30 protein-coding genes are annotated in these 23,265 nt (G+C 38.6%); 15 read left to right on the top strand and 15 right to left on the bottom strand.

Translation table 11 applies throughout. From position 1 onward, the window contains the following. Nucleotide 1: 1 nt before the first annotated feature. The 14 genes from AB5903_RS10335 to AB5903_RS10270 are packed head-to-tail and all read right to left on the bottom strand — an operon-like array spanning nucleotide 2 to nucleotide 12,084. Nucleotides 2-739: a hypothetical protein gene (locus AB5903_RS10335; protein WP_032532872.1), complete on the bottom strand. Its 738-nt coding sequence runs from the start codon at nucleotides 737-739 to the stop codon at nucleotides 2-4. Then, nucleotides 729-1,697, bottom strand: coding sequence for a hypothetical protein (locus AB5903_RS10330; protein WP_032532873.1), 969 nt, complete (start codon nucleotides 1,695-1,697; stop codon nucleotides 729-731). The genes AB5903_RS10335 and AB5903_RS10330 overlap by 11 nt, the downstream gene beginning before the upstream one ends. Further along, nucleotides 1,694-6,532: a tape measure protein gene (locus tag AB5903_RS10325; RefSeq protein WP_368117830.1), complete on the bottom strand. Its 4,839-nt coding sequence runs from the start codon at nucleotides 6,530-6,532 to the stop codon at nucleotides 1,694-1,696. The genes AB5903_RS10330 and AB5903_RS10325 overlap by 4 nt, the downstream gene beginning before the upstream one ends. Next, entirely contained in the window at nucleotides 6,525-6,683 is a 159-nt protein-coding gene (locus tag AB5903_RS10320; RefSeq protein ID WP_154400022.1) for a hypothetical protein, read from the bottom strand. Before AB5903_RS10320 ends, AB5903_RS10325 begins: the two co-directional genes overlap by 8 nt. 53 nt (nucleotides 6,684-6,736) lie before the next feature. Next, the gene (locus tag AB5903_RS10315) at nucleotides 6,737-7,270 is read right to left on the bottom strand and encodes a hypothetical protein (RefSeq protein ID WP_032532877.1); all 534 of its coding nucleotides are present in this window, start codon (nucleotides 7,268-7,270) and stop codon (nucleotides 6,737-6,739) included. Nucleotides 7,271-7,277: 7 nt separating this feature from the next. Continuing rightward, entirely contained in the window at nucleotides 7,278-7,751 is a 474-nt protein-coding gene (locus tag AB5903_RS10310) for a hypothetical protein (RefSeq protein WP_195292014.1), read from the bottom strand. A 3-nt stretch (nucleotides 7,752-7,754) separates the two neighbouring features. Beyond that, nucleotides 7,755-8,162 carry a hypothetical protein gene (locus AB5903_RS10305; protein WP_005850274.1) on the bottom strand — a complete coding sequence of 136 codons (408 nt, stop codon included), beginning with the start codon at nucleotides 8,160-8,162 and terminating at the stop codon, nucleotides 7,755-7,757. Continuing rightward, nucleotides 8,159-8,593: a hypothetical protein gene (locus AB5903_RS10300; RefSeq protein WP_022402211.1), complete on the bottom strand. Its 435-nt coding sequence runs from the start codon at nucleotides 8,591-8,593 to the stop codon at nucleotides 8,159-8,161. The genes AB5903_RS10305 and AB5903_RS10300 overlap by 4 nt, the downstream gene beginning before the upstream one ends. Then, nucleotides 8,593-8,904 (bottom strand): hypothetical protein, encoded by a 312-nt coding sequence (locus AB5903_RS10295; RefSeq protein WP_005850278.1) that lies wholly within the window; start codon nucleotides 8,902-8,904, stop codon nucleotides 8,593-8,595. The genes AB5903_RS10300 and AB5903_RS10295 overlap by 1 nt, the downstream gene beginning before the upstream one ends. 3 nt (nucleotides 8,905-8,907) lie before the next feature. Next, nucleotides 8,908-9,234 (bottom strand): DUF6706 family protein, encoded by a 327-nt coding sequence (locus AB5903_RS10290; protein ID WP_005850280.1) that lies wholly within the window; start codon nucleotides 9,232-9,234, stop codon nucleotides 8,908-8,910. 3 nt (nucleotides 9,235-9,237) lie between these two features. Beyond that, nucleotides 9,238-9,585 (bottom strand): hypothetical protein, encoded by a 348-nt coding sequence (locus AB5903_RS10285; RefSeq protein ID WP_022402213.1) that lies wholly within the window; start codon nucleotides 9,583-9,585, stop codon nucleotides 9,238-9,240. A gap of 12 nt (nucleotides 9,586-9,597) precedes the next feature. Continuing rightward, a complete protein-coding gene (locus AB5903_RS10280; protein WP_195292012.1) occupies nucleotides 9,598-10,824 on the bottom strand; it encodes a hypothetical protein in 1,227 nt (408 codons plus the stop codon). 13 nt (nucleotides 10,825-10,837) lie between these two features. Further along, a complete protein-coding gene (locus AB5903_RS10275) occupies nucleotides 10,838-11,485 on the bottom strand; it encodes a hypothetical protein (RefSeq protein ID WP_005850287.1) in 648 nt (215 codons plus the stop codon). An 11-nt stretch (nucleotides 11,486-11,496) separates the two neighbouring features. Beyond that, on the bottom strand, nucleotides 11,497-12,084 hold the full coding sequence (locus tag AB5903_RS10270; protein ID WP_005850289.1) for a hypothetical protein: 588 nt from the start codon (nucleotides 12,082-12,084) through the stop codon (nucleotides 11,497-11,499). Nucleotides 12,085-12,462: 378 nt separating this feature from the next. Here AB5903_RS10270 and AB5903_RS10265 point away from each other — a divergent pair, with 378 nt between their 5' ends. From AB5903_RS10265 to AB5903_RS10195, 15 genes are all read left to right on the top strand, one after another. Next, nucleotides 12,463-12,828 carry a hypothetical protein gene (locus AB5903_RS10265; protein WP_005850291.1) on the top strand — a complete coding sequence of 122 codons (366 nt, stop codon included), beginning with the start codon at nucleotides 12,463-12,465 and terminating at the stop codon, nucleotides 12,826-12,828. A gap of 3 nt (nucleotides 12,829-12,831) precedes the next feature. Beyond that, the gene (locus AB5903_RS10260) at nucleotides 12,832-12,972 is read left to right on the top strand and encodes a hypothetical protein (RefSeq protein ID WP_005850293.1); all 141 of its coding nucleotides are present in this window, start codon (nucleotides 12,832-12,834) and stop codon (nucleotides 12,970-12,972) included. A gap of 41 nt (nucleotides 12,973-13,013) precedes the next feature. Continuing rightward, nucleotides 13,014-13,253, top strand: coding sequence for a hypothetical protein (locus AB5903_RS10255; protein ID WP_005850295.1), 240 nt, complete (start codon nucleotides 13,014-13,016; stop codon nucleotides 13,251-13,253). 194 nt (nucleotides 13,254-13,447) lie between these two features. Further along, the gene (locus AB5903_RS10250) at nucleotides 13,448-13,975 is read left to right on the top strand and encodes a helix-turn-helix domain-containing protein (protein ID WP_005850300.1); all 528 of its coding nucleotides are present in this window, start codon (nucleotides 13,448-13,450) and stop codon (nucleotides 13,973-13,975) included. Between the two features lie 18 nt (nucleotides 13,976-13,993). Next, on the top strand, nucleotides 13,994-14,425 hold the full coding sequence (locus AB5903_RS10245; protein WP_005850302.1) for a hypothetical protein: 432 nt from the start codon (nucleotides 13,994-13,996) through the stop codon (nucleotides 14,423-14,425). Between the two features lie 11 nt (nucleotides 14,426-14,436). Beyond that, on the top strand, nucleotides 14,437-14,643 hold the full coding sequence (locus tag AB5903_RS10240; protein ID WP_005850304.1) for a hypothetical protein: 207 nt from the start codon (nucleotides 14,437-14,439) through the stop codon (nucleotides 14,641-14,643). Nucleotides 14,644-14,655: 12 nt separating this feature from the next. Continuing rightward, nucleotides 14,656-15,726, top strand: a complete 1,071-nt coding sequence (locus AB5903_RS10235; RefSeq protein ID WP_195574588.1) for a DNA cytosine methyltransferase — start codon at nucleotides 14,656-14,658, stop codon at nucleotides 15,724-15,726. Between the two features lie 180 nt (nucleotides 15,727-15,906). Next, nucleotides 15,907-16,374: a DUF551 domain-containing protein gene (locus AB5903_RS10230; RefSeq protein WP_005850312.1), complete on the top strand. Its 468-nt coding sequence runs from the start codon at nucleotides 15,907-15,909 to the stop codon at nucleotides 16,372-16,374. Then, a complete protein-coding gene (locus tag AB5903_RS10225; RefSeq protein ID WP_005850314.1) occupies nucleotides 16,371-16,676 on the top strand; it encodes a hypothetical protein in 306 nt (101 codons plus the stop codon). The genes AB5903_RS10230 and AB5903_RS10225 overlap by 4 nt, the downstream gene beginning before the upstream one ends. Next, the gene (locus tag AB5903_RS10220; protein WP_005850316.1) at nucleotides 16,673-16,957 is read left to right on the top strand and encodes a hypothetical protein; all 285 of its coding nucleotides are present in this window, start codon (nucleotides 16,673-16,675) and stop codon (nucleotides 16,955-16,957) included. Before AB5903_RS10225 ends, AB5903_RS10220 begins: the two co-directional genes overlap by 4 nt. Before the next feature lie 309 nt (nucleotides 16,958-17,266). Beyond that, a complete protein-coding gene (locus tag AB5903_RS10215; RefSeq protein WP_120136939.1) occupies nucleotides 17,267-18,454 on the top strand; it encodes an RtcB family protein in 1,188 nt (395 codons plus the stop codon). A gap of 25 nt (nucleotides 18,455-18,479) precedes the next feature. Then, entirely contained in the window at nucleotides 18,480-18,725 is a 246-nt protein-coding gene (locus AB5903_RS10210) for a hypothetical protein (RefSeq protein ID WP_022402227.1), read from the top strand. Nucleotide 18,726: 1 nt separating this feature from the next. Then, nucleotides 18,727-19,491, top strand: a complete 765-nt coding sequence (locus AB5903_RS10205; RefSeq protein ID WP_195292006.1) for an ADP-ribosylglycohydrolase family protein — start codon at nucleotides 18,727-18,729, stop codon at nucleotides 19,489-19,491. A gap of 1 nt (nucleotide 19,492) precedes the next feature. Further along, a complete protein-coding gene (locus AB5903_RS10200) occupies nucleotides 19,493-19,813 on the top strand; it encodes a hypothetical protein (protein ID WP_005850329.1) in 321 nt (106 codons plus the stop codon). A 324-nt stretch (nucleotides 19,814-20,137) separates the two neighbouring features. Then, entirely contained in the window at nucleotides 20,138-20,641 is a 504-nt protein-coding gene (locus tag AB5903_RS10195; protein WP_133303542.1) for a hypothetical protein, read from the top strand. 86 nt (nucleotides 20,642-20,727) lie between these two features. Here AB5903_RS10195 and AB5903_RS10190 read toward each other — a convergent pair whose 3' ends face one another. Then, nucleotides 20,728-23,190 (bottom strand): ADP-ribosyltransferase domain-containing protein, encoded by a 2,463-nt coding sequence (locus AB5903_RS10190; protein WP_036633296.1) that lies wholly within the window; start codon nucleotides 23,188-23,190, stop codon nucleotides 20,728-20,730. Nucleotides 23,191-23,265 lie beyond the last annotated feature (75 nt).

The raw sequence follows: 23,265 nt of genomic DNA, 5'->3' as shown, positions 1-23,265 counted from the left end.
ATCACTTGGGGTTAAAAATTAAAAATCCTTCATTGTCAATATCAAACATATCAGCAGCTATATCATCCTGGTAATACATGATCAGTTCCATTGTATCGGGATCAATCGTAAAAGTAGGATAGAGAATACCGCCTTTTGCCAAAATCCCGGTATCTACATACTTCTTTTGCGTTTCATCCCATTTCCACCAGTTGCCATTTTCACCCATTTTCGGGGGATTATCCGCTTGTTCTTTTGCCCTATTTGCCTGAGTATTTGCATTGTTAGCTGCTGTTTCTGCCTTTTGTGCTTTCTCATTCGCATTAGTAGCTGCTTTATTGGCATTGGCTGTAGCACTTTCAGTTGCACTTTTTATCTCTTCCAATCCTTTTCGTGCATTATCCGCATTGGTAGCTGCTGTATTCGCTTTTTGAGTAGCCAAGTTTGCGTTGGAAGTAGCAGTTTTAGCCTGTTGGGCAGCCTCATTAGCATTATTGGTAGCCGTTTTCGCTGCCTCAGTCGCTTTATTTGCGTTTGAGGTTGCAGTGTTGGCACTTGAAGCAGCATTGTTAGCAGACTTGGCAGCTTCATTTGCACTGTTGGTTGCTTTTACAGCGTTCTCGTATGCCGTTTGAATGTATTCCAAACTTACTTTCACGCTGGTTTGTACCCCATTGATTAATTTAACTCCAATAGTGTACAATCCTTTCAGGTTATCCGAAAGTGTCAGCTCGCTTATTTTCTTCTTTTTAATAGCCATAGCTTTTCAAATCTATATAAAACTCACCATCTTCTGTAACTATCAATTCTCCAGCCTCAGAAGCAAGTAAATATTCATCCCCTCCAACTCTAAAGGCAGTAAATACCAACGTTAAGGTAAAAACGCACCAAACTTGATCGTCAGGGGAAAACAGACTTACTTTTGAGCTTTTGTAGTAACATGGGTATTCCTCGTAAGTGCTTTCAACGAACAAGGATCTTTCAGCCGTTTGTACCTTCACGCCTTCGCCTTCGTCTATTTCCACAACCTTTATCAGATCGTGAAGGAAAGCATTGTAATTTCTCCAGAACTCCGTTAGATTCTTAGCGATTAAGCAACAATTCAAGGCAACTTCTTTATGTTGGTACACTACTTGTTTGCCATCATAAATAGCCCCATTTTGGGTAGAAAGGTTACGTAACATATTTTTCTTCACTGCTGGAGCTTTAAGTATTTGTGCCTCGCTTCCTTCCAATACACGAATACCGTAAACGGAGAAATCTATCCCGTCTATTTCATACCCCTGCGTAGGTATATTGGTTGTCGATAAAGGAGCCGTATATTTATAATCTCTCAAAGGGAAATCATCTGCGAATTTTAACGAGAAACTTTTAGCACCGATATACAGAGCTACATTTACCTCTGAAACCAATCGGAGTTTACAAGTATATCCGATTCTTTTAAACTCAAAGGTATGGTAAGCTCCATCGGACAACAGAGAAATGAAATCTCCAGTCTGATACATACCTACTGCGTTGAACTTTATTTCAAGTTCTTTAGTATCAAGTTTAGGATCCGACAAATCCACTTCGATACCGTCATACTCTGCCCAATCATTAGAAACTTCTGGTGCTTTTAATGCCGGGAAAGCAACAACTTCATTATGCCCACCCTCAGCAATAAAAACCCCGAACCGAGTAAAAGCGTCCGTACCGTCTATGTATAAGTTATTTTTCATTTCCTCATTATTACACCTTTATCATTCATGTTACCTATGCTTTCTTTCATTTCCTTTATATTGGAATTGATAGATTCCAGATTCTTGCAATAGCTTGTATTTTCTCTGATACCAGTTAATACCTCAAGAAATTTGGCACAATGGCTAACCAATGATTTAATACCTTCATTTATAGAATAGGTATGCCCTTGAATTGCAGTTGTCCTTCCGTTCAGCTCGTTTACGCTGTCCTGGCTTGCTGCTATGCCGTTATTGCTGGAAACCTCACGATTCTCTGTTTCCCAAAGGTGAAAGCCTTGTTTGTTTGCTTCTTCTTTCCAATGCTCCATCCATTGTTGGGCATTATTCATATCCGTACCGATACCTTGATAGAAAGAGGAAACCAAATCCCTTGCTTCCTTAGCTATTTCTTCTTCTGTTTTGCCGGATCCATAGATTTTCTCCAAATCCGCTTGTAGTCTTTTGAACTTATCAGAGAAGAATAAAGAGTAGGCAATCTGTTTACCCAAATCTTCCAATACAGAAGATCCTTTTTCTCCAAACTTTTCCCACGCATCTACACCGTCATTTTCAATAGCCTCAGTGATACTATCCATTATACTATCACCTAAAGAGCCAAAAGTACCCTCTAAGTAATCTCTTAGTGCTTGTTGGGCTTCTTCCGCTTGTTCTTGAAGGTCTATAAGGTTTTGCAACAAATTCCGATTCTCATCGCTCATTGTTTGAGTGTCAAGAATGGCTTGCGCTCTTTCTTTGTTCAGATTTTTTTCACCATCTATTAAATCCGGGTAAACCTGGAGTACCGAAGTATAAATATCATGCTGCTTTTTCCAAAACCAAGCTCCAGTAGTGTAACTTCCCGTTTTTATGGTTATATCATTAAGCGCACCTATACCCTGATTGTACGCATTTAATTTTGCATTGTATTCATCAAGCCCCCAGTTCCCTTTAGGGTTAAACTGAAACTGATAAGTTGGTTTATCCCCCTTTAGGACTTCTTTATATTCAGCTATCGCATCACGATATACCTCTATTGCATTGATAGCTTTTTCTATTTGATCTGTACCAAAAATAGATGTTGCTTCCTCCAAAAGTAAATTTTGCTCCATGAGCAATAAGTTGTACTGGCGTTGCATTTCCAGTTTGTTCTCGGCTACTTCTTTAAGTGCCTCTTGGTGTTCCTTTTCAGCCTTAGAGGACAACCCAAACAATGAAGTGATAAGGGAAACGGCTGTACCGACTATGGAAAGGATAACCGAAGCTCTTTCTACTCCTTTGATAGCTTCTGCACCAGTAACCGCCAACGCTTGAATACCCGTTATCATAGAAATTATACCTCCTGCGATATTGGTAGCAGCAGACAAAGCAGCTTTGGTTGCATCATCCATCCCGTCAAAGTCTGAAATGATATTATTAACAGTATCATCTACCTCATTCATCACCTTTAGGGTATCGCTCCACTTCTTTTTGTTTTTTTCAGCAGATGAAATGCTTGCGTCTTTTGCCTCAGCAACCTCTACTTTTTTCTCCAGGGTTTTAATTTGCGCACGAAGAGTAGCTTTTTCTTTATCATCCAGCTTGCCACCTTCTTTTTTCAGCGTGTCTTGGGCTGTTTGTAAAGCCTCCTTTAGCTGTCTTAACCCCATAGAGGATATTTGTTCTACCCATACATTAAAAGTCGCTTCACGAGTAGCTATCTCTTGATCTAAAGCGTCCAAAGCATCTTGTTTATCACTTTCAGCCTGAGCGATATTTTCTTCGGAGAAAGTAACTTGCCTTCCGGCTTTCTTATCTTTCTCATTAACAGCTCGCATTTCGTCAATATCTTGCTGAAAATTTTCCTCTATCTCCTTGCGCTTTTCCGCATAGGTCTGATACTGCTTTAGCATTTCTTCTATTGCAGTCTGATTGCCAGTAGACAATTTCTTTCCAGCAGCATTTTCAAGAGCTTTAAATTGTTGCTCATCCTGCTCTGATAATTGGGTGGTAGTTGGCTTAAACGTACCTTTTTTGCCCTGAGATTCCCATATAGTTTTTTCCCACTCTTGAATTTTGGTTAGCTTATCCTCCTTTTGACGTTTGATCTGCTCCATTTCCTGCTCATAGTTGAGCTGGTTTTGTTTCAATGTTTTAGAAAGTCCTTCCTTATAGGTGTTGATCTCAGCTTGCCTTACAGCAAATTCCATATCCTTTTTAATACGGATCTGCTCTTGTGCATTACGTTTTATCTCATCGGAATAATCCTTTTGAGAAGAGGACGTTTTTCTATCTGGTAACTTTTTACTCAGTGAATCTATACGTCTTTGATAGTCGTTGTATTCAGCACTACCCTTAACGGTTTCTTTCTGCTCCTGTTTCAGTTTAGAAATACGGTTCTCTACTTGGCTAATAATTTGCAGCTCGTTTTCACGTTCAAGAACGGTAGCCTTTAATTTAGCTATATAGCTTTCCTGCCCTTTTACAACAGCATCGGTTACTACTTTGCCATCAGACATTAAGCCGTTGTTCTCTTTGAGAGCCTTTTTGAAAGCCTCCAGTTTTTCTTGACCTTTAGTAATGGCTGCTTCTATCTCAGAAATGGATTTACCTTTGGTATAAAATACCTCTTCTTGATTACTCGTTTTCTGATTTTGGTTAGGATTCTCCCCGAAGCGTTTTTGAGCCTCTTTTATGATATTATTATAAATGCCACGAGCTTTGAATACTTTGGTTATTTCATCTTGCAAGTCATTAGCTATGTAGGTTTGCGCACCTATACCAGTCATGGGATCGCCAGGCAAGTATTTGGTTTCGTCAAACTGCTTTATAATATCCTGGATTTCTTTGGTAATTTCCCCCTTGCCTTCCAACACTGGCTTAATCTTCCAGTAATAAGTTTCCGCAAGGTCGATACCGTCTTTATCCTTCTTTCCCTTGAACTTATCTTTTAGTAATTCTTCTACATTTTCTTTGGCTTCTACCTCCTTATCCATGTAGTCATTAGAAGCCTCATTAACCGCTTTATCCATAGCTCTTGCACGAGCTGATTTTTCGGCTTCTTGCGTAATGATACGATAAGCCTTAGCCAGATCATCCAAAGCGTTCTTTTCATCCCCCAGCCTCTTCAAATACTCACCGTATTTGCTCATTATGGCTTCCTTTGCGGAACGGTATTCATCCGTACCTTCTTTGGCTGCTTTCAAACGTGCAAACATCGCATCAATTTGCAATCTTTCAGCTCCAATAACCTTTTCACTCTCAGATATGGCGTTATTTAGCTTTTCTTGCGCCTTTTCTGCGTCAGTCTGATAAGTGATAAGTTTATAAATACCATAACCGAGAGCTGCTATGGCTGCTGCTGCCAAAGTATAAGGATTTGCCAGCATAACGGCTTTCAACCTGGTAGCTACAGCCGTAAGCCTGAGCTTTGCAGTTGCCAACAAGTTTGTTGTAGTTACATTGGCTGCTTGTGCTGCTGTGTTGGCTGCTGTCTGAGTGGTATTCAATGTTTTAGCAGCCGTTTCTACCGCTACTTTCTTAGTGCTAAAATCACGTGTGGCTGCTTGGTATTGTAAGGCTGCTGTTTCTCTGGCTGTTTCGGCTGCGACTAATTTTCTTTCTGCTGCTTCTACTTGTTTTGCGGAGCCAGTAGCACCGATAGACATAAGTTCTGCTAATCTTTGCTTCTCCAACTCTTTAGCAGCAAGGTATTCGGCTTTCTTGGCTGCTACGGCTTGGCTGGCTGCTGAAACCTCTGTACGAGCTTTGGCTAAAGCTGCGGTTTGAGCCTCTATATTTGCTGCCATTTCAGCTTTTACGGCAGTTGCATACTCTAACGTGCCTTTGGTTAGATTTTGTTTTGAAATGGCTGCTTGCTGCTCTACAGTAAGCAATTTGCTTAGTTCCTCAGCTTCTCCAGTGGCTTTAATGGTAGTAACGGCATTTTTTGTAGCAGCAACCGAAATTACAGCAGCTTTGTACAAGCCATAAGTAACAATCAATTCTTGTATAGTTTCACCGATAGCCTCGTAGTTCTCTATAGCGGAGATACCAGTTTCCAGTATTGAATTGATTGTTCCCTCGTTAGCTTTCCCTACTTCGTTAAGCATTACAGAAATAGCATCGCTCATGTTGGAGATCTTACCCGTAATAGTCTTACTTTGCTCTTCCATCAGGTTGTAGAACATACCGCCAGAATTTGTAAGGTTTTCTATAACCTTCTGAACTTCGGGGAATCCTACCTTTCCTTCGGAAACCAAAGCCTTAACTTCATTTTCAGCTACACCCAACTCTTTAGCTAATTCACGAATCATCGGAATACCTCTACCCGTAAATTGGTTAAGATCCTCAGCATATAATCTGCCTTGTGTCATGGTTGTACCGTATAACCAGGCTATATCTTGTAATGGAATAGATAAGCCAGCAGCGATATTTCCTAACCGTACCAAAGTGTCATTCACTTTGTCAGCAGCTATACCATAAGCAAGTAATTGTTTTGCGCTACTTGACACACCAACGAGATCAAACGGAGTTTTAGCAGCAGTATTAACAAGCTGTGTCATTAAAGCATCAGCTTTAGCCTTACTGCCCAACATGGTATTGAAGGCAACTTCTAACTGTTGGTATTCGCCTCTTACCTGAGCTATCTTCTGAGCATATCCCAACGCTTGTTGAGCTGTGAAAAATCCAGTTGCAGCAACCGTTATTCTACGGAAAATGTTGTCTATCCTGCTACCTTCCTTTTCGGCTGTGTTGCCTATGCTTCGGAAAAGAGAGTTAGATTTCGCCACATCGCTTTCAAATTTGGCGTTATCCAATCCTAAAGCCCACCATGTTGTACCTTCGTTGTTATTCATCTTCGTTTACGTCAAATATTGCGTTATTTACTGCATCCTGATTATTAGGATCATCACCATTTAGAATAATGCCAGTATCTTTTTTACCATCCTTCTTTGCTGAGAAAGAAGGCAGAACCGCATTATACAGACGAACATTCGCAAAACTCATTTTGTATAGGATATAATCAAAAGTCAGATTATAAGCCTTTGCCATTCCTGCTACTACCGCCCAGATGCTATCGTTTCCTTCGGATCCGCTTCTCCTGCTTTTGTCGGTTTGAGAAGGTTTATCTCTATCAGGGAAGCGGTAAGCCCGAAAAAATCTCCTATCTCCATCCTGTTTATGATTTTAAGGGTAAGAGCGTTCACTTTACTTGGTGAAATTTGTTTCAAGATCTTATCGGATAAAACAGCCCTGTTATCAATCGTAACCTTTTTGCGTGTGCGTACCAAACCGAATAAAGACTTTTGAACTACGGTTGCTTCTGTAGTTATATTCTCAGCTCCTAAAATGAGAGTAGCTACAATATCGCCTAAAACCTTACAATCTTTCGCAATACGGAGCGATTCAAATGTAACCAGGCTTTTATCTAACTCTACTTTAGGAAGCTGAGAAATAAGTTCAGAGGCAAGGATAAGAGTAGCAATAGAAGGAGGTGCAACCTCGTATGTTTCTTGTCCTATCTGTATAGAATACGGCTTTTGTAAGATCGTATCAGACACAAGCCCTTCTATGTTGTCTTTTCCCTTGTTCATAGTTCAATTAACCTGCAGATAATGATTCTGCTTTTTTATACTTCTCAATCATTTTACCCGTCTTGGGCTTCAATGAGCTAAAGATGTATTTTAGCATTTTACCCTTTGCGGACGACCATTCTTCTTCAACCTCAACAGAGCATTTACGCATGATGAATCCATCCAGCGTATCATCTTCAGGAGTAAGGCGTACTGCATATTCATCTTTTACAACTCCGTCCTCTTCCGGAATAGGATCCTCTGTGCCAGAAGGAATAAACACACTCATAGCAAGCTGCTTATAAGACTTTTGCATTTTTCGAGCTACCAGTTCATGCCCTTCTCCGTACAATTCTTGCGCACTTCCTTTTACAGTTGTAAGAAGAACTGTATTTTCTTCGGCTGTGGGCATTGTTTTGAAACTGGAAGGAGATGCATCTTCAGCACCAGTTAGCCCAAATTCGACCAGGGGTTTACCCCATGTAATACCACTGTTTGCCATAACTTAAAATGTTTTTAGTTCAAAATTGATCTTTACGTTTACAAAGTGCATAGCTACCTTTTCTGCTTTGTAGCTTTTAATTGTTGCACCTAAAGAAAATCTGTAATCAGTAGGTTTCAAGGATCTAACAACCTCATCGGCTTTGCGTGCCAGATAACGGCATCTGCCAACATCTTTAACCAATACCTTACTGCCATTGTCTTTGTCGGGAACATAAATATTTACCGTTACGGAGCCAGTTTGAAACTGCCCATCCAAACCAGTAAGAAACGATACAATTATATCCTCTTCCATAGGGTTTAGATCTCGTGTTCCTTCACGATAAACGTTACCTTTTATTTCCTTTGCAAGTTGGCTGTTTGTGATAATGTTGAAAACGTCCAGCTCTATTTCATCACCTGTCTTATTCATTTCATTTCAAAGCCTAATTGTTTCATAATCTGAGGTACAAGTTTGTTAGCCAGCAGTTCGGAAGAAGTAAGGACATTATAATTACGGGCTTCTACATAAGCTGCGTAACTCATTCCAGTAGATACAATCAAGACAATACCGTTTTGATAGTTCTTTTTCAAGCTATCCAAATGCTTCTTTCCGTTTTGCCCACCTTTTGTGTTGGCAAAAGCACTTTCTTCCATAACTTCACCATTAAAAAGTACGGCATAACCGATAGAGTTTCTAAGGTTTCCCGTTCTGTCTGTATAGTTGCCGTTTAAACGGGCTTCTTTCAGACACGCTTCACCGACATAGATAAAAGCCTTAATAGCTCTACCTATAACGGCTTTCTTGGTATCATCAAGAAAGTTGCTAAAAGCACTATCCGGCGTTTTCTTCGTGAATCCCATCAAACCGTAATCTTTACTCTTCCTGAGCGATTAACAAACTCAATATCCTGTACTTCAAACTCACCCAAAAACTGTGTTCTATCATTGGTAAGTTTTACCGTATCAGCTTGAAAATCCCTACTTTCAATTAGGATCTCATAGCTTTTATCAGTAAACTTACCTTGTTGATAGATCGTGTTGCTATGCTTTACCGTTTTGTACAGACAACGTATAGGCTCACTCCATGATACGGTAGAGATAATCGGCTCACCGTTACCATCCAAACCGCCACCAGATAAAACCTTATACTGTATTGTTCCGTTGTATTGCATAACTTACCATTGGTTAGAACCGTCTGATACAGAAGATTCTTCGACAAAATCAGAGCTATCTATATTGTACTCCCGACAAATAGCGGAGATACTTTTATTAATACGATCCGCATCCCACCCGTCAGAAATTCCACTTTCCGAATGGCTGTTTTCAGTCATTCCCTTAACGACACTGATAGCAGCCTTCACCAGTTCAACATCTTTGGGGATGAAGTTTTTAGAAGGATCTATACCATTATCCAAAAGGGTAAATTCAAGTACATTCTGATCCGGGTAGAAGCCGGAACATATTTTAGTGCATAAAGCACGGATAGCGTCTAAATTCGTCATAGGTTACTCTTTACATAAGATTTCAGAAAGAGCCTTGTTTTGCTCTTCTGTAAGTTCACCGAGTTTGTTGGTGATTGCTTGAACGCCAGCATTTTTATTGATTGAAACACCAATCTCAGCCAAAGCACCTTTTACAGCACCGATTTCAAACTCTTTATCAAAAAGGCTAATTTTTTCGGGTTTCTTTTCTTCTTTGTTAGCCTCCTTGATAGCAGAAATACTGCAAATTCCTCGTGAAACAAGATTATTTACACGATCCAAATCGCTTGTTGATAGAGTTTCACCGACTTGGTAAATTTTCTCCTTGTTGTCCTTATCTTGGAACTTCTTTAATACTTTTAATGTTACCATATTGCATCGTTTTTAGCCGACCAAAGAAGCTGCTGCCTTCTGATCGAATTGTTCTTTCGTATAAAAAGTTACTCCCTCTACTGCTTCTTCCGGCTCTTCAAAGCCTCTAACTTGCAAGCAGACAATACCGTTAATTTCAGTGATAACCGGGATCAAACGGGCAGATCCTTGTGTATATTCACCAGCCTTTTGCCCTGTAGATTCACCAGTACGCCATTTGGCTATACGAATACCGTTACCAGCATTCATGTAATCTACATTGTCCTCTTCAAACAGCTCGTTATCTTCAATAGAAGGCTGGATAAAGCCAATCTTTCCAGCAGGTTTAAATACAATCATATTGTGATTCCAGGGATCTAACGGCTCACGTTCTCCGTCCTTTTCAATACCCACAAGACGGGTGATCTCACGAACTTTAGGCAGACCGTTATCAGCAAACAAGGTGTTCAAGTCTGGGATAGTAACAACCTTGCCGGATTTGTCCTTACCGTAGGCTGCTTCTCGAATTGTAATATCTCTTCGGATAAATGCAAGCAGTTCAGGAGCCATCAGTAACTCTTCAAATACGACACCTTTGTTTTTGAACAAGGTAACGATCATGGTAAGAGTTAGAATAATATCCAACTTGCCAGCTTTTGAGTTAGCGTCATTCCACAATAAGGCTGAAACGAGTTTGTTAGCTTCATCCATCAGGTAATCAATTTCAAACTCACGTCCACCAGGATTGTTGATAGAAGGAATGAAACGACAAACACCGAAGTTTGATATAGCTTTCAGAATCATAAAATCAGCAGTATCTTTGCAGCCCAGATAAGCGTTTTCCACATCGTTACGCAAAGTCTTTTCAATCTGCTTAACCTTTTGACCGTCTTTCAAGAACGGAGATTTATAAACTTCCAACAACTTGCGGTAAGTGGAAGCCTTCATAAAGAACTTATGTCCGACACGTGGAATTTCTTCATTCCAAATATCAAAACCGTCAGAACGTCTTAACGGAGTGGGGGATTCATCACCGATCAGGGTTGCCATCACACGCAAATGATATTTGCCCATAATACCCTCAGCTCTCAAAGAGAGTTGCGGAGCCTCCCAATCAAACCACTCATCCGAATAAGTTTTCTGGAATAATGCTACTTCACGTTCTGAAGCCTTATCCAGTGTCTTTTTCCACGTTGCGAGAAAATCAATAGGTTTGCCATCTTTAAACAAACCAGTAAAAGTTGAATAAATAGATTTCATTTAGCACCTCCTTTTAATAAGTTTGCGACAATCGAATGTGAGAGTTCGCTTTTAAATAGCGTTTCGTGCTATCCTTCATGCTGTCGGGAATAGGCAAAACACGTCTTTCCATTACAGCATATTGCATAGTGTCCTCTGTAACATCTATGGCTGTTTCAAACTCTTTTACAGTAACTTCTTCGATTGTTAAAGAGTTAGGTTCACCAATAACAGCAGCATTAGTAGAGCTTTCAACAACCTCTACAAGCACATCATCTACTGCCAAACCTGAGATCTCAGCAGAAAGTGTAATTACATACGGAGCGTTTGACACACCAGGCTTTTCAATAGACACAATAGAAGGTGCATCTTCAAAAGTTCCACTAACGGATTTAGCTTGTAACAGCTTATCTCCAACAGAAAAGCAGGGTGAACAATAGCCATTTGAATACAAAGTGATAACTTTCTTATCCTTTGTGCCGATAGCTTTAACCTTCGCTGTTTTTACAATCTGTACCTTTCTTGTAACTTCATCGAAAATAGCGAGTGTTCCGGCAGGGATAATATCACCTACAGAAAAACGCTGTTTCTCCCGATCCAGATTAAAACCGCCTGGTACAATTTGCGGACTGCCTGTGAAAATCGGTTTTTCACCGACAAATGAGATTTTTGTTCGTTTCATTGTAAAATGATTTATTTAACAATAATTGATTCCAGCAACGCATCAGAAGCCTCTTCAACATTCTTTGCGTTTGCTGTTTTTACACTCTCTGGATCTTCCGAAATAAGGTTTTGAGTTATTAAGTCTTGTTTCAGACCAGCGCAATAAGCATCTGGATCCTCTTCATCAGGAATAACCAAACCTTTTCTTCTCCATTCGGGAATACCATGCTTGTTAAGAGCTGCTTGAACGGCTGTTTCACGATCTTTCTTAGCTTGCTCTTGTTTCATTTTATCCATTTCCGCTTGAAGTTCGGAGATCCGTTTGTTTGGATCGTTATCAGGTTCCTTTGGCTCCTTCGGTTCTTTAGGTTCTTTGGGTTCCTTCGGTTCTTTTGGCTCCTTTGGTTCCTTCGCTTTGTTAGCCCACCTGGTAGCTTCTCCTTGACTTTCTTTTGCCACATCCGCTATTTGGTTTGCTACTTTTTCGATTTCCGCTTCATCAGTAGAATCATCCTCAATGCTGCCACCCATTTTTTCGGTTATCGCAGTAAGGTACTTCTCTGATAAACCAGTGTCCTTACATAAGTCTTTGACTTTCTTAAAGAGTGTCTTATTCATATCAATATTACTTTAGTTATACTGCAAATGTAGGTAATATTTTCAATAACGGTGTATATATACGCCAATGTTTTTTATACTTGTTTTCTTCAAAATCAGAGCTATAATCCTAAAATATCTATTTTAATAAGTAGAATAAATCAAAAAGCATACATTCCCACAATGTTAAAAAATGCTTTTTCTGAAATTATTTTGCAGTGTTTTTGAAAAGCTATATATCTGATAATGATAATATTTCTATGTTTTACTTGGTAAATATTGGTAATATCACTTGAAAATATTACCTATTTCATTTGGTAATATTACCAATGTTACATATATTTGCAACGTAATAAAAACAGTTACACGAAAAGAATATAAAACTAAATACATTCAGATATGACACAGAAAGAATTTGAAGAAAGAACGGGTTTAAAACTATCGGCAGATGGTTATACGGAAGTAGAAGAGTGCTACATGAATACAGACCTTGATAAAGACGCTTTTTGTAAGTTGTGGATGGAGAACCCAACAGCCCTAAAAGAGATAGAGCGAAAGACGGTATTAGTACGTGAACTTTACGAAGAAAGAAAGTGCCTTACAAACCTTCTGATAGATCAAGCTGAAAAGTGGAGCGCATCAGATTTGAGAGAAAAGGCAATCGCCATGATCGGGGAAAAAGAGTATCTAAGAAGAAAGATCGCCAAAGGGTACAATCTTTGGGATGCTGATAAAAAATTACTTGATGAAATTCTAAAAAAATAAACTATGAAACGATACTTCATAAACGGAAAAGAAATTAGCGAACAAGAAGCAAAAGCTATTGAAGCAAGAAACAAAGAATACATAAACAGTAACGACATTTCGCTTTGGGCTAAATGTAAGTTTATAACAGTTATCAATAAATAATAACCAGTGGAGCTAAAGCCCCACATAATGCAACATCGGATATGAAAAACTTAATCAACATCAGAGTTTTACAGCATGATACAAACGATCAGATCCGTATCGGCATGGCTTATCCTATTATTGATCTGGATAAAGCGGAAAAGGATATAGTAGATAATTATGAGAAGAAAACCGCTTGGTGTGGTGGTTTTAAAGCTGCTTGTGAGAAATATTACCAACGTATTGCTATTGTTCGTGCGGACACGCTGGAAGTGATACGCCCAATTTACCCCAATAAATAATTATAGCCCTATGAATGAATACACATATATAATTTTCGATCACAAGGGAAAACGCTTGGGCAAAATTGAATTTGGGAAACGAATAAGTGTACCATCAGCCAGCGAGATTGAAGAAGCCATAAAAGACGGTTTCCCCAATGGAGCGACTTATAAATTAATCGTGCCTATAAACGTATGTATAAGCCAATAGAGATATGAAAAGCAATGTTTTGAGGTTTGATTACTGGTTTTCTTTCAATTATAAACGGTTGCGAAGTATCTTAGGATGGCAGCTAAATGAGGACGTTTTTCACGATACTTATTTGCTTCTGAGAAAGGATCTACTATTTATAGACTTGCCAATAATAGACTTTGAGCCTTTATTTTGGGGAATTTATAAAAGAGCCAGGCTTCGGAACATAGCTAAAGAAAACCGATACTACAGACCTAATGAGATATTTTTCCAGTTAATAAGTATGGAAGAAGGTTTATCGGTTGAGGAGCTTGTAGAGCCGGATAAACTTGCAAAAGATATTCTTTCCTTCATTAAGCATAAATACCCGAAAAATGATTATAGGCTATTTAAGTTAAAAGTTTATGATACCGGGTGCTCTTATAAGGATCTTTCAGATTATACGGGTGTTTCAGTAAGCACCATATACCGTAAAATCAATTCAATAAATAATGCTATCCGAAGTAATATAAGTTTTGTAAACCGATATTCATGTATAGCAATCGTATAATATTAAAATTTACCAATTATGAAACTTGTAATATACAATAAAGAAAACAGCCAGCCAGTAGGACAACGCAACGGAGAAAGGACTTTGAGATTTAATCGTGAAAATGGTATGATCTACATTTCTAAGTCTTTTGCTGCTGAATTAGGCATTAAGGATATAGATAAAGTTCAGTTTGCCAATGATGAAGAAAATACAAAGGACTGGTTTATTTGCAAAACCGATAGCGAACAAGGTTTTTCTATCAAGTACGACAAAGGCGGTATTCGCTTTATGAATAAGTTCCTAAGTAATAAGATACTTGATTGTGCAAAAGTAAAGGATAACGCTTCCTTCCTTATGGAGAAGGAGCCTATTACAGTCGATGGTACTAAGTATTTTAAGATAATGCTTTCTTCTCCCATAATTGTAAAGCGTTCACCGAGTAAAAAGGCAACTATAGATAAACGCTAAATAGAAAAGGTATGAATACATTTTACATGGTATTTGTGGAAGGGTGTGCTACCCCAGCTTGCAAACATGATAGCTTGGATAGTGCGGAAAAAGAAGCGAAAAGGCTTGCAACTCTTTTAAAAAAGAAAGCATACGTTTTGTGTACTATAAAATCAGTTGAAGATACTCAATACAAAATTGAGGATTGCCGACCTGGTGAAAGTGATTTACCATTTTAATTTATATGGAAAATGCAAAAACATAAATTCCCCTATAATTGGAGGCTTTCAGAAGCCAAATTCACGAAAGATAAAGGCAAAGTGTTCTCTTGTTTTGCGTGTGGTGGTGGCTCTACAATGGGTTACAAGTTAGCCGGATTTGATGTAATTGGCTGCAATGAGATAGACGCAAAGGTTAATCGGTGTTATGTGGCTAACCACTCACCCCGATATAATTTTTTGGAAGATATACGAACATTGAGAGAGAGAGAGAGAGAGCTACCGCCCGATCTTTACAATTTGGATATTTTGGACGGTTCTCCCCCATGCTCCACCTTCTCCATTGCCGGAAATCGTGAAAAGGATTGGGGTAAAGAAAAGAAATTCAGAGAGGGGCAATCTGCACAAGTTCTTGATACGCTTTTCTTTGATTTCATAGCTTTAGCAAGGGTATTACAACCAAAAGTTGTAGTAGCCGAAAATGTGAAAGGTTTACTTATGGGAAGTGCAATAGACTATGTTAGGCGCATATATAAAGATTTTGATAACGCAGGCTATTATTGTCAGCATTTCCTTCTTGATGCGTCAAAAATGGGTGTTCCTCAGAAAAGAGAACGGATCTTCTTTATTTGCATTAGACATGATTTAGGGATCAATTTTTTGAAGGTATCTAATCTGTTTAACGTAGAACCATATATAAACATGGAGTTTAACGAGGATCCTATAGTATATGGTGCTTTTGCGGATTATAAAGGAAGAGCCTATGAAGGCAGAATGAGAGAACTTTTTGAACTCAGGGAACAAGGGGATATAGCACTATCAGAAGCCTATAAAAAACTCACTGGTAAACGTGGCTTTTTTAATCAGCAGTTCTGTTATGAAGATAGAGTTTGTTATACATTGTCTGCACACCTGGATTCATTGATACCATTTAAGCAGCCCGTCTATCTATCCACTTCTGAGGTATGTAATATATCCACGTTCCCACAAGATTATAATTTTTGTGGTTTATCGCCACACTACATTTGTGGTATGAGTGTTCCACCCGTAATGATGGCTCAGATAGCCACACGTATTTATGAACAATGGTTGTCGAAATTATGAAAGGAATAACTAAAGCAGCAAAGCAAGCCAACGGACGAAGCCAGGCTTGCGCTACGTGTCCTCTAAATCGAAGTAGAGGTGTTTGTTTACCCGAAATACAAAGGGTTTGCTCAGATGCGTTTGTAGAAGGATTTAAAAAAGGTGTAAAATGGCTGCAACAAAAGCAAAAGGAGGTATAAAATGAAAATTAAATTGAATTGGACATACGCCAAAGGTGAGTTAGATACTGATACATTGAAACTTATTTGCCTACCAGCACGAGGAAAACGCTTGTTTGGTGCAGATGAATTGGATGCAGAACTTTGTATAAAGGACGGGATGAATTACCAAATAGCCGAAATTCATTTAGGCGATGTGGAAAGCTCAAACATTCTTTGTGAAGAGATCGCAAGACGGTTTAATGAGTTTGAGAACTGGCACGAGTGTAAAGATGATACGGAAGCTATGCCGGAAATCGGAACAAATTGCATCCTTCGTGTGGAATATCAGAATTTAGATGATGGCGAATGGTACACTGATTACCTAACATCTACTTGGGGGGAATTTGGTTGGGCAGAGGACTATTTGGAACGAATAACAGATATTGCCAACGAATATAGGATAACCCACTGGAAACCCATAAACAAACCGAAAGGAGTTGAAAAATGAAGCCAATATTAAATACTGAAGATATTAAGAAATTAAAGATAGATGAGCGATTAATAGAATGTTCATGTGGCAAAGTAAATTATTATAGATTCCTATGTTTCCACCCACGAAACACGAATTATGTAATTCTACTAAATCATTGCGAAGAGCCTGAAAGGTTTTATGTTCAACATCTTATAGACCGATTCTATATAGATTACACAACTCGTGATATAATTACTTATCGTAGAGATTATGCCATTAAGAAGCTCAAAGAGTTTGAACAAGCATTATCTGAATTAGGAGATAAAGATGAATTATGAGATACGCACTAAGGAAACAGGATAAAATAGCTTCTGTATATAGTGAGGCTTATTTGAAAGAACATATCATAAGCAGCCTTGATTCTTATTTTGGCAAATGCGATGATGAGCGCATAATAGATGATATTTCACAAGAGGGATATGTAAGCCGTGCTGGAGAAGATTATCCACTTTTAAGGATTAACGATCTTTTGGATAATAACGCTATGTTGGAGTTTGCCGTTATAGGTCAGCAATACGATGTATTAAAACTATCCTTCTTAGGACGTATGAAAGGATAAACTTATGAGTAAGTGCCATTACATATACGATAAGCAAGCTGGCAAAGTCTTAATACCTTGTTGTTGGGCTGTTGTTTTGAGCAATGATATACGGGATTGTACTTGTAGGAATGAGGATCTTACGTTTGCTCAATTTGAACGTGAACGATATAACAAAGAACTTGAAAAGCGTAATTCTATCATAAAAGAGCTACAGAGCGAAAACAAGTATCTACATAAAGAACTAAAACGGCACGTTACTTTACTAAGTAAAAAGAAGTAGTATTTTATTTGTTATACTTAATAGAATAAACTATATTTGTATTTGACATGAGAATAATTAGAACACATTCAGGAAAGGAAGTCAAGATCTTTGCTGAAACTTTTGAGAACGAAGCATACGATCAGATTAAGAGGCTGGCTAATTATCCTGCCTATGAAAACTCTATTATACGAATAATGCCGGATAGCCATGCTGGTAAGGGGTGTACTGTAGGTACTACAATGACAATAACCGATAAAGTAACGCCAAACTTGGTAGGTGTTGATATTGGTTGCGGTATGCTTACTGTAGAATTGGCAGATCAATATATAGACTGTGAGAAATTGGATTCCGTCATAAGGGAAATGGTTCCCAATGGGTTTAATATACATGATACTCAAAAGGCAAATTTTGATTTTTCAAACCTACGATGTGCGAAGCAAGTAGATTTAAATAGAGCTTATCTCTCACTCGGTACACTTGGAGGCGGTAATCATTTTATAGAGGTGGACTATTCAGAAAGAAACCATAGGTACTATTTGGTTATTCACTCTGGTAGTAGAAAGTTGGGAGGCGATGTTTGTAAACACTATCAAAATTTGGCTGCAAATACAGAAAGCGATCGGGCGATTGAAGTACGCAATACTATTGCCAGATTGAAAGCAGAAGGCAGGGAAAGGGATATTCAGGAAGCGATTAAGAATATTTCAATTCCTGGTAAGGACAAAGAGTTGGCACATCTTTCAGGTGGTGATTTTCACGACTATATTAATGACATGGCAATAGTGCAACGTTTTGCTGTACTTAATCGTGCTACTATGGCAGCGATTATCATTAATGGGATGGGATTTACTGAGGTAAATAGATTTGAAACCATACACAACTATATTGATTTTAGCCGTATGATCCTTAGAAAAGGTGCTGTGAGTGCTGAATTAGGCGAGAAGCTATTAATACCTATAAATATGCGTGATGGTTCCCTTATCTGTGTTGGAAAAGGAAACCCGGACTGGAACTATTCAGCCCCACATGGAGCCGGACGTTTGATGAGTAGGAGTAAAGCAAAGGAGTTGCTTAGTATGGAGGAATACCAAGAATCTATGAACGGAATATATACCACTTCTGTAAGTAGAGCGACAATAGATGAAGCCCCACAAGCGTATAAGTCTATGGAAGAGATTAAAAATGCTATCACTGATACAGTTGAGATCATTGATACGATAAAGCCAATATATAATTTTAAAGCATCAGATTAGAACGCTTTAATAAATGGAATGGATTATGAAGTTACCGAAAGTTATTCATGTAGAATTGAGAGAGCCGTACAATGGAAAAAGACACTTCTATTTTGGATCTATTGCTGCGATCTTTGACGAGCTTTCAGAGGAACAAATAGGTATCAAGAAAGAAAGTCTTTGGAATGTAGATCTAAGTCGGGTTGAGTATCAAAACAAGTATTGTACAATCCGTATGGGCGTGCTTATAAGGAAGAAAACATTTAGAGGTAATACTAAAATTGGAGGTTAATATGTTAGGTGCAATAATAGGCGATATTGTAGGCTCACGGTTTGAGTTTAACAATACAGATAACTATAACTTTGAGTTGTTTACGGAAGAAAGCACTTTTACAGATGATACGATTTGTACTATTGCTATTGCGGACGCTATCAACAATGGGGAACACTACGAAGATACGTTACTGAAATGGTGTAGAAAATATCCAACCCCTAAAGGAGCATACGGAAACAGCTTTGCACGTTGGATAGCCTCAGATACACCACAACCATATAATAGCTTCGGTAACGGTTCTGCAATGAGGGTTAGCCCCGTAGCTTGGTTCTTTGACGACTTATATAGAGTGAAGAAAGAAGCGGAAGAAACCGCTATCGTAACCCATAACCACCCGGAAGGCATAAAAGGAGCTGTAGCGATTGCGCACGCTATTTACTATTTGCGCACTACCAAAAACCTATCCGGGCTTGAAAACGAAATGCAAACGTACTATCCTATGTTTATGATCGGAAACTATTACGCTGGGGTATTTGATGAAACTTGCCAGGGAACTGTACCTATTTGCTTGAAAATTATCATTTCCAGTAATTCTTTTGAGGATGCAATAAGGAAGGCTATTTCGTGGGGAGGTGATAGCGATACTATCGGTGCTATTGTAGGATCTATGGCAGCAGCTATCTATGAGATCCCTAAAGAAATAGTAGATCATGTATTCAATTTGTTGCCTACTGATATGCTTGATGTTATAGGTAACTTCTATCATAACTTAAACAATAAATAAGATGGCTGATAACTGGAACAAAGCCGGATTTTTTTCTGGCATAACGGAAGATTATTCAAATTACCATTGGTACAAAGGAGAAAAAGAGAATCCGTATAAAAGTGATACTTTTCACCCTTTGGCAGCTTCTTTTTGGGAGTATGAGAAGGAGTTTCATTATTCCTACTTGGATGCTTGCGACACAAAAAAGCCTTTAGATGAAGCGTACAAGGAATGGAAAGAGCAACTATTATCAGAGCATTTACCAGGTAAAAGCCCGAATCCAGAAGGAGATACAACCAACTGGGAAAAATCGTTTGAAACAGGTAAGAGGGAGGTGTAAAGCCTTCCTCTTTTTTGTGTCGTGCCTAAATTAATAACATAAACGGATTAATTTTCTCATAAATAGCACTATATTTGCAGTTAGAAATAAAATATGAACTAATATAGCATTGGCTATTGTTGCGAGGATCAAGAAAACGACCAAAATTTCAAACAGCCCTCAGAAACAATGTGCTAATGCCTGCGCTATGGCGTGGGCATTACTCTTGTATGGGCTGTTGGGTACTTGGTCGTCCCTCTTGATCGTGCAGAGTAAGCCCACGTTTTTTTTGTGGGTTTATGGGTAGCCAATTTTAATAGGTTATTAACCTCTAAATTGCACGATATGAAAAATTTATTCTTATTTTTAATGTGTCTTATAACTTGTAACTCTATTCATGCTCAAAAAATTGTCAAAGACGAAATAGATGAGTTTACAGGTAATCGAATAACTGAAACAAATTACATTAGCTTTAGTGATGGTTTTACTTGCGCTTTGCATAAAGTTAATAATACAATACTTTTAAAGACTACTTATAATTGCGGTGATAAAGTTTATAGCATGGAAAAAGGAGCCGATTTAATGCTCAAATTAGAAAATGATAGTATCATTACATTAAACAACGAAGAGGATGCCGTTGCTGAATATTGGAGTCTAAATCTTGGAAAAACCTTTATTGAGCATTTTAATCTTAAAACAAGATATATTATTCCAGATGAAGTATATACTTTGTTGAAAACGAATAAAATTCGGACGGTTAGATTTTACACTACAGATGGCTATATAACTGAAACTGTATCAGAAAAACGAGCAAAAAAAATACTGAAGCTATTTAGTTTGTTGAAGTAAAATTGTATGTTTTCATCTGTTGAGAGCTGATGATAGCTGCTTTAGGGCAGTTCAGAGCCATTGCCAGCGTTGGTAATGGCTCTTTCTTATATCTCTTCCAGCTCAACTACCCAGCCTTTTCCAAAGCCGTACTTTCGTGTTTCTTCCTGATAAACATTCAGCACCTTAAAACGGGATCCGGCACGAAACACAATTTCATCTTCACTGGCATAATGGGAAATGGCTTTTACATCTACACCCTTCTTACTTTTGATAACCAGCATTAGGTTATCTCCAAAGATAGCAGTTCTATCAATATTGGTAGTAGAGGACATGAAGGCTTTGTTTACATAGGGTTGCCCGGATGATAGACACGCTTTCATTTCTTGAATATACTTATCCAGCTTCATAGCGTCAAAGCTGATACCAGAGAATACAGTACCATTATAGCGAGGCATTTTTTCTAAGGCAGCATTACAAGCCGGATAATATTTTTGGCATAATCCCCCATAATCTTGTATTTTGCCAAAGTACGGATCTACAATACCATAACCGTAATTATTACACCACTTGGAGCCGTATGTATAGCGGTTTATCAAAGCAAGTTCATCTACGGATATACCCGTTTTTTTGCTATAACGCTCCATTGCTCCAGCTTCACTACTATAGTTCTGCCAACGTCCACCGATGGCGTTATTAGCACTATGATTAACTGGCGCATTTATATACTCTTCCAGTGCTTTTTTTGCCAATTCCTCAGTTTCTCCATTCAGCTTAACCAGCTTGCCTTGTTTTGACACATATTTTAAAGCCAACTCCTTTTTATAATCAGCAAGCCGGACATAACAAGCACTTACTTCACTATTCCACTGACTGCCGTATAGATCCATAGCCTTATCATATTCAGATTGGAGCCTTGCTATTTCCAGCTTTTCTTTTTCTGTTGCGTAAAGATCCAAAGTGGATCCGTCCGCACCTTGTTTAACCAGCTTTGCAAGCCGAGCCTTTTCTATCTCTTGTATTTTGGCAGTCGCTTTTGCTGTCAAGGCTTGTATCTCATTTGCAGTAGCTTCATTGGCTATAGCCTCATTCAATTCTGCCAGAATCGAGTTTAACGGTTTACTCTTGCTTTTATAGTTCAAAATAGGCTTGGCAGCATTTACGGCTTGTTGGTATTGAAATTTTGCCTCAACTATAGCCAGCTCTTTTTTAAGCATTTTCACCATTTCGGGAGAAGTCGGGAATTTATTCTTTTCCTCAACCCAATTAGCCTCAAACTTTAGCTTCTTGATTTGGTACTCCAAATCACCAGTAGAGATTTTGGCTTTGAATGAATCGAAAGCCTCATATAGCTTTTGTACGTTTTCTTCCCCATATTGAGCAACCAGCCCTTTGTAGTGTTTTTGCTCAGGTGTGAGAGGATGCAAGATTTCTTCTATATCCGTATAGTTATCCTTGACGAAATAGGGTAGAGTGCCTTTTGTTTTGGCTTCATTCATGCGATCTTCGTTATCCTTTACCCATTGCACAAATTCATCTGGAAACTCCGTTATTTGCCCTTTCTTGCTTATTTCTTCATCTTCTCCAGCCAGGATCTTGTTAAGCATATCCTCTATATCATCTTCACCAGCTAAAATAGGAATCATGTAGCACCGACAATTCGGATGCCAACCAGTCCATTTAAACGTTTTGGGATATTTGCCAGCAAGCTCATCGCAAATATCATGGCATGGGTGGTTGTTTGACAGCTTGATTTCATAGCCAATTATAAAATCTAATTGCCCCCATCGTTCAAAATCAGCAGTTCTGTAGGCTATATTGGTTTCAGTACGTGCCAAACGTTGGGCGTTACGGTATGAAGATCTATATACACCACGTCCAGGATGATATTTCTTTGGGTTATCATCTACCCATTTATAACTTTCGGTTTCTTTATCATATACTCTACGTTTCCATACACGACCATACACAGTATTTCCGTTTTCATCCTCACCGACCTTTATTCTGAATCTTCTGTAAAAGCGATCAGGATCTTGTAGGTAGGTCTGTATTTTGGAAGCTAACTTGTTGGCTCCTGTACCCTCTCCTATAGCCAAATCCAAGCAGTTTTCAAGCTCTTCTTTAAATTGTCCTGTGTACCTCCATACCTTTTGCGATAGGCTTAGCCCTTCTTCTCCAGTTTTCCGAGCAAAGAAAGCGTCCATAGCCTCCATATTGCGCTTAAAGAATCGGGCAAAGTGGTTATCATTGATAGAGTTTTCACCGAACACACTTTTTACCAGCTCATCGTTATGTTGGTTGGAAAGCAGCCATTCATTTTGCACGTCATTCCTTATTTCTTGATACAAACGGCTGTACATTTCTCTAAATATGGCTGTAGCCTCATCACTATAGCCATATTCGGAGAAAGAGAACGGTTTACCTTCTTCCAACTCCGTACCTTTTACCAGGTTAATAATCTGGAGTAAGTAGTTTTGATAAATCGCACGTACATTAGCTGCGTACCCTTCTGTACGTTTAAACAGCTCTTTTTGTAGCTGCGTGGAATTGACGTATTTAGTTTTTGCCATTGCGCTTTAACTCAAAGTGTTCACAGTGATCTTTGTTTAAGAATTTAGAGTATTTGAAGAAAGGACACCGACAAA

The sequence above is a fragment of the Bacteroides sp. 2201st1_D9_2201SCRN_220225 genome, assembly GCF_040928965.1.
GTDB classification, from domain to species: Bacteria; Bacteroidota; Bacteroidia; order Bacteroidales; family Bacteroidaceae; genus Bacteroides; species Bacteroides stercoris.
Note: the sequence above shows the minus strand (reverse complement) of the source record. Positions and strands in the feature narration are given on the sequence as shown.

What these genes read in the sequence shown, in the direction of transcription:
- AB5903_RS10295 (WP_005850278.1), bottom strand. Translation starts at nt 8,904, where the DNA reads ATGCAATACAACGGAACAATACAGTATAAGGTTTTATCTGGTGGCGGT.
- AB5903_RS10280 (WP_195292012.1), bottom strand. Translation starts at nt 10,824, where the DNA reads ATGAAATCTATTTATTCAACTTTTACTGGTTTGTTTAAAGATGGCAAA.
- AB5903_RS10195 (WP_133303542.1), top strand. Translation starts at nt 20,138, where the DNA reads ATGAAAAATTTATTCTTATTTTTAATGTGTCTTATAACTTGTAACTCT.
- AB5903_RS10320 (WP_154400022.1), bottom strand. Translation starts at nt 6,683, where the DNA reads ATGAGTTTTGCGAATGTTCGTCTGTATAATGCGGTTCTGCCTTCTTTC.
- AB5903_RS10330 (WP_032532873.1), bottom strand. Translation starts at nt 1,697, where the DNA reads ATGAAAAATAACTTATACATAGACGGTACGGACGCTTTTACTCGGTTC.
- AB5903_RS10315 (WP_032532877.1), bottom strand. Translation starts at nt 7,270, where the DNA reads ATGAACAAGGGAAAAGACAACATAGAAGGGCTTGTGTCTGATACGATC.
- AB5903_RS10210 (WP_022402227.1), top strand. Translation starts at nt 18,480, where the DNA reads ATGAAGTTACCGAAAGTTATTCATGTAGAATTGAGAGAGCCGTACAAT.
- AB5903_RS10235 (WP_195574588.1), top strand. Translation starts at nt 14,656, where the DNA reads ATGCAAAAACATAAATTCCCCTATAATTGGAGGCTTTCAGAAGCCAAA.
- AB5903_RS10230 (WP_005850312.1), top strand. Translation starts at nt 15,907, where the DNA reads ATGAAAATTAAATTGAATTGGACATACGCCAAAGGTGAGTTAGATACT.
- AB5903_RS10275 (WP_005850287.1), bottom strand. Translation starts at nt 11,485, where the DNA reads ATGAAACGAACAAAAATCTCATTTGTCGGTGAAAAACCGATTTTCACA.
- AB5903_RS10255 (WP_005850295.1), top strand. Translation starts at nt 13,014, where the DNA reads ATGAAAAACTTAATCAACATCAGAGTTTTACAGCATGATACAAACGAT.
- AB5903_RS10265 (WP_005850291.1), top strand. Translation starts at nt 12,463, where the DNA reads ATGACACAGAAAGAATTTGAAGAAAGAACGGGTTTAAAACTATCGGCA.
- AB5903_RS10260 (WP_005850293.1), top strand. Translation starts at nt 12,832, where the DNA reads ATGAAACGATACTTCATAAACGGAAAAGAAATTAGCGAACAAGAAGCA.
- AB5903_RS10220 (WP_005850316.1), top strand. Translation starts at nt 16,673, where the DNA reads ATGAGATACGCACTAAGGAAACAGGATAAAATAGCTTCTGTATATAGT.
- AB5903_RS10215 (WP_120136939.1), top strand. Translation starts at nt 17,267, where the DNA reads ATGAGAATAATTAGAACACATTCAGGAAAGGAAGTCAAGATCTTTGCT.
- AB5903_RS10190 (WP_036633296.1), bottom strand. Translation starts at nt 23,190, where the DNA reads ATGGCAAAAACTAAATACGTCAATTCCACGCAGCTACAAAAAGAGCTG.
- AB5903_RS10335 (WP_032532872.1), bottom strand. Translation starts at nt 739, where the DNA reads ATGGCTATTAAAAAGAAGAAAATAAGCGAGCTGACACTTTCGGATAAC.
- AB5903_RS10240 (WP_005850304.1), top strand. Translation starts at nt 14,437, where the DNA reads ATGAATACATTTTACATGGTATTTGTGGAAGGGTGTGCTACCCCAGCT.
- AB5903_RS10300 (WP_022402211.1), bottom strand. Translation starts at nt 8,593, where the DNA reads ATGGGATTCACGAAGAAAACGCCGGATAGTGCTTTTAGCAACTTTCTT.
- AB5903_RS10250 (WP_005850300.1), top strand. Translation starts at nt 13,448, where the DNA reads ATGAAAAGCAATGTTTTGAGGTTTGATTACTGGTTTTCTTTCAATTAT.
- AB5903_RS10310 (WP_195292014.1), bottom strand. Translation starts at nt 7,751, where the DNA reads ATGGCAAACAGTGGTATTACATGGGGTAAACCCCTGGTCGAATTTGGG.
- AB5903_RS10205 (WP_195292006.1), top strand. Translation starts at nt 18,727, where the DNA reads ATGTTAGGTGCAATAATAGGCGATATTGTAGGCTCACGGTTTGAGTTT.
- AB5903_RS10245 (WP_005850302.1), top strand. Translation starts at nt 13,994, where the DNA reads ATGAAACTTGTAATATACAATAAAGAAAACAGCCAGCCAGTAGGACAA.
- AB5903_RS10325 (WP_368117830.1), bottom strand. Translation starts at nt 6,532, where the DNA reads ATGAATAACAACGAAGGTACAACATGGTGGGCTTTAGGATTGGATAAC.
- AB5903_RS10305 (WP_005850274.1), bottom strand. Translation starts at nt 8,162, where the DNA reads ATGAATAAGACAGGTGATGAAATAGAGCTGGACGTTTTCAACATTATC.
- AB5903_RS10285 (WP_022402213.1), bottom strand. Translation starts at nt 9,585, where the DNA reads ATGGTAACATTAAAAGTATTAAAGAAGTTCCAAGATAAGGACAACAAG.
- AB5903_RS10200 (WP_005850329.1), top strand. Translation starts at nt 19,493, where the DNA reads ATGGCTGATAACTGGAACAAAGCCGGATTTTTTTCTGGCATAACGGAA.
- AB5903_RS10225 (WP_005850314.1), top strand. Translation starts at nt 16,371, where the DNA reads ATGAAGCCAATATTAAATACTGAAGATATTAAGAAATTAAAGATAGAT.
- AB5903_RS10290 (WP_005850280.1), bottom strand. Translation starts at nt 9,234, where the DNA reads ATGACGAATTTAGACGCTATCCGTGCTTTATGCACTAAAATATGTTCC.
- AB5903_RS10270 (WP_005850289.1), bottom strand. Translation starts at nt 12,084, where the DNA reads ATGAATAAGACACTCTTTAAGAAAGTCAAAGACTTATGTAAGGACACT.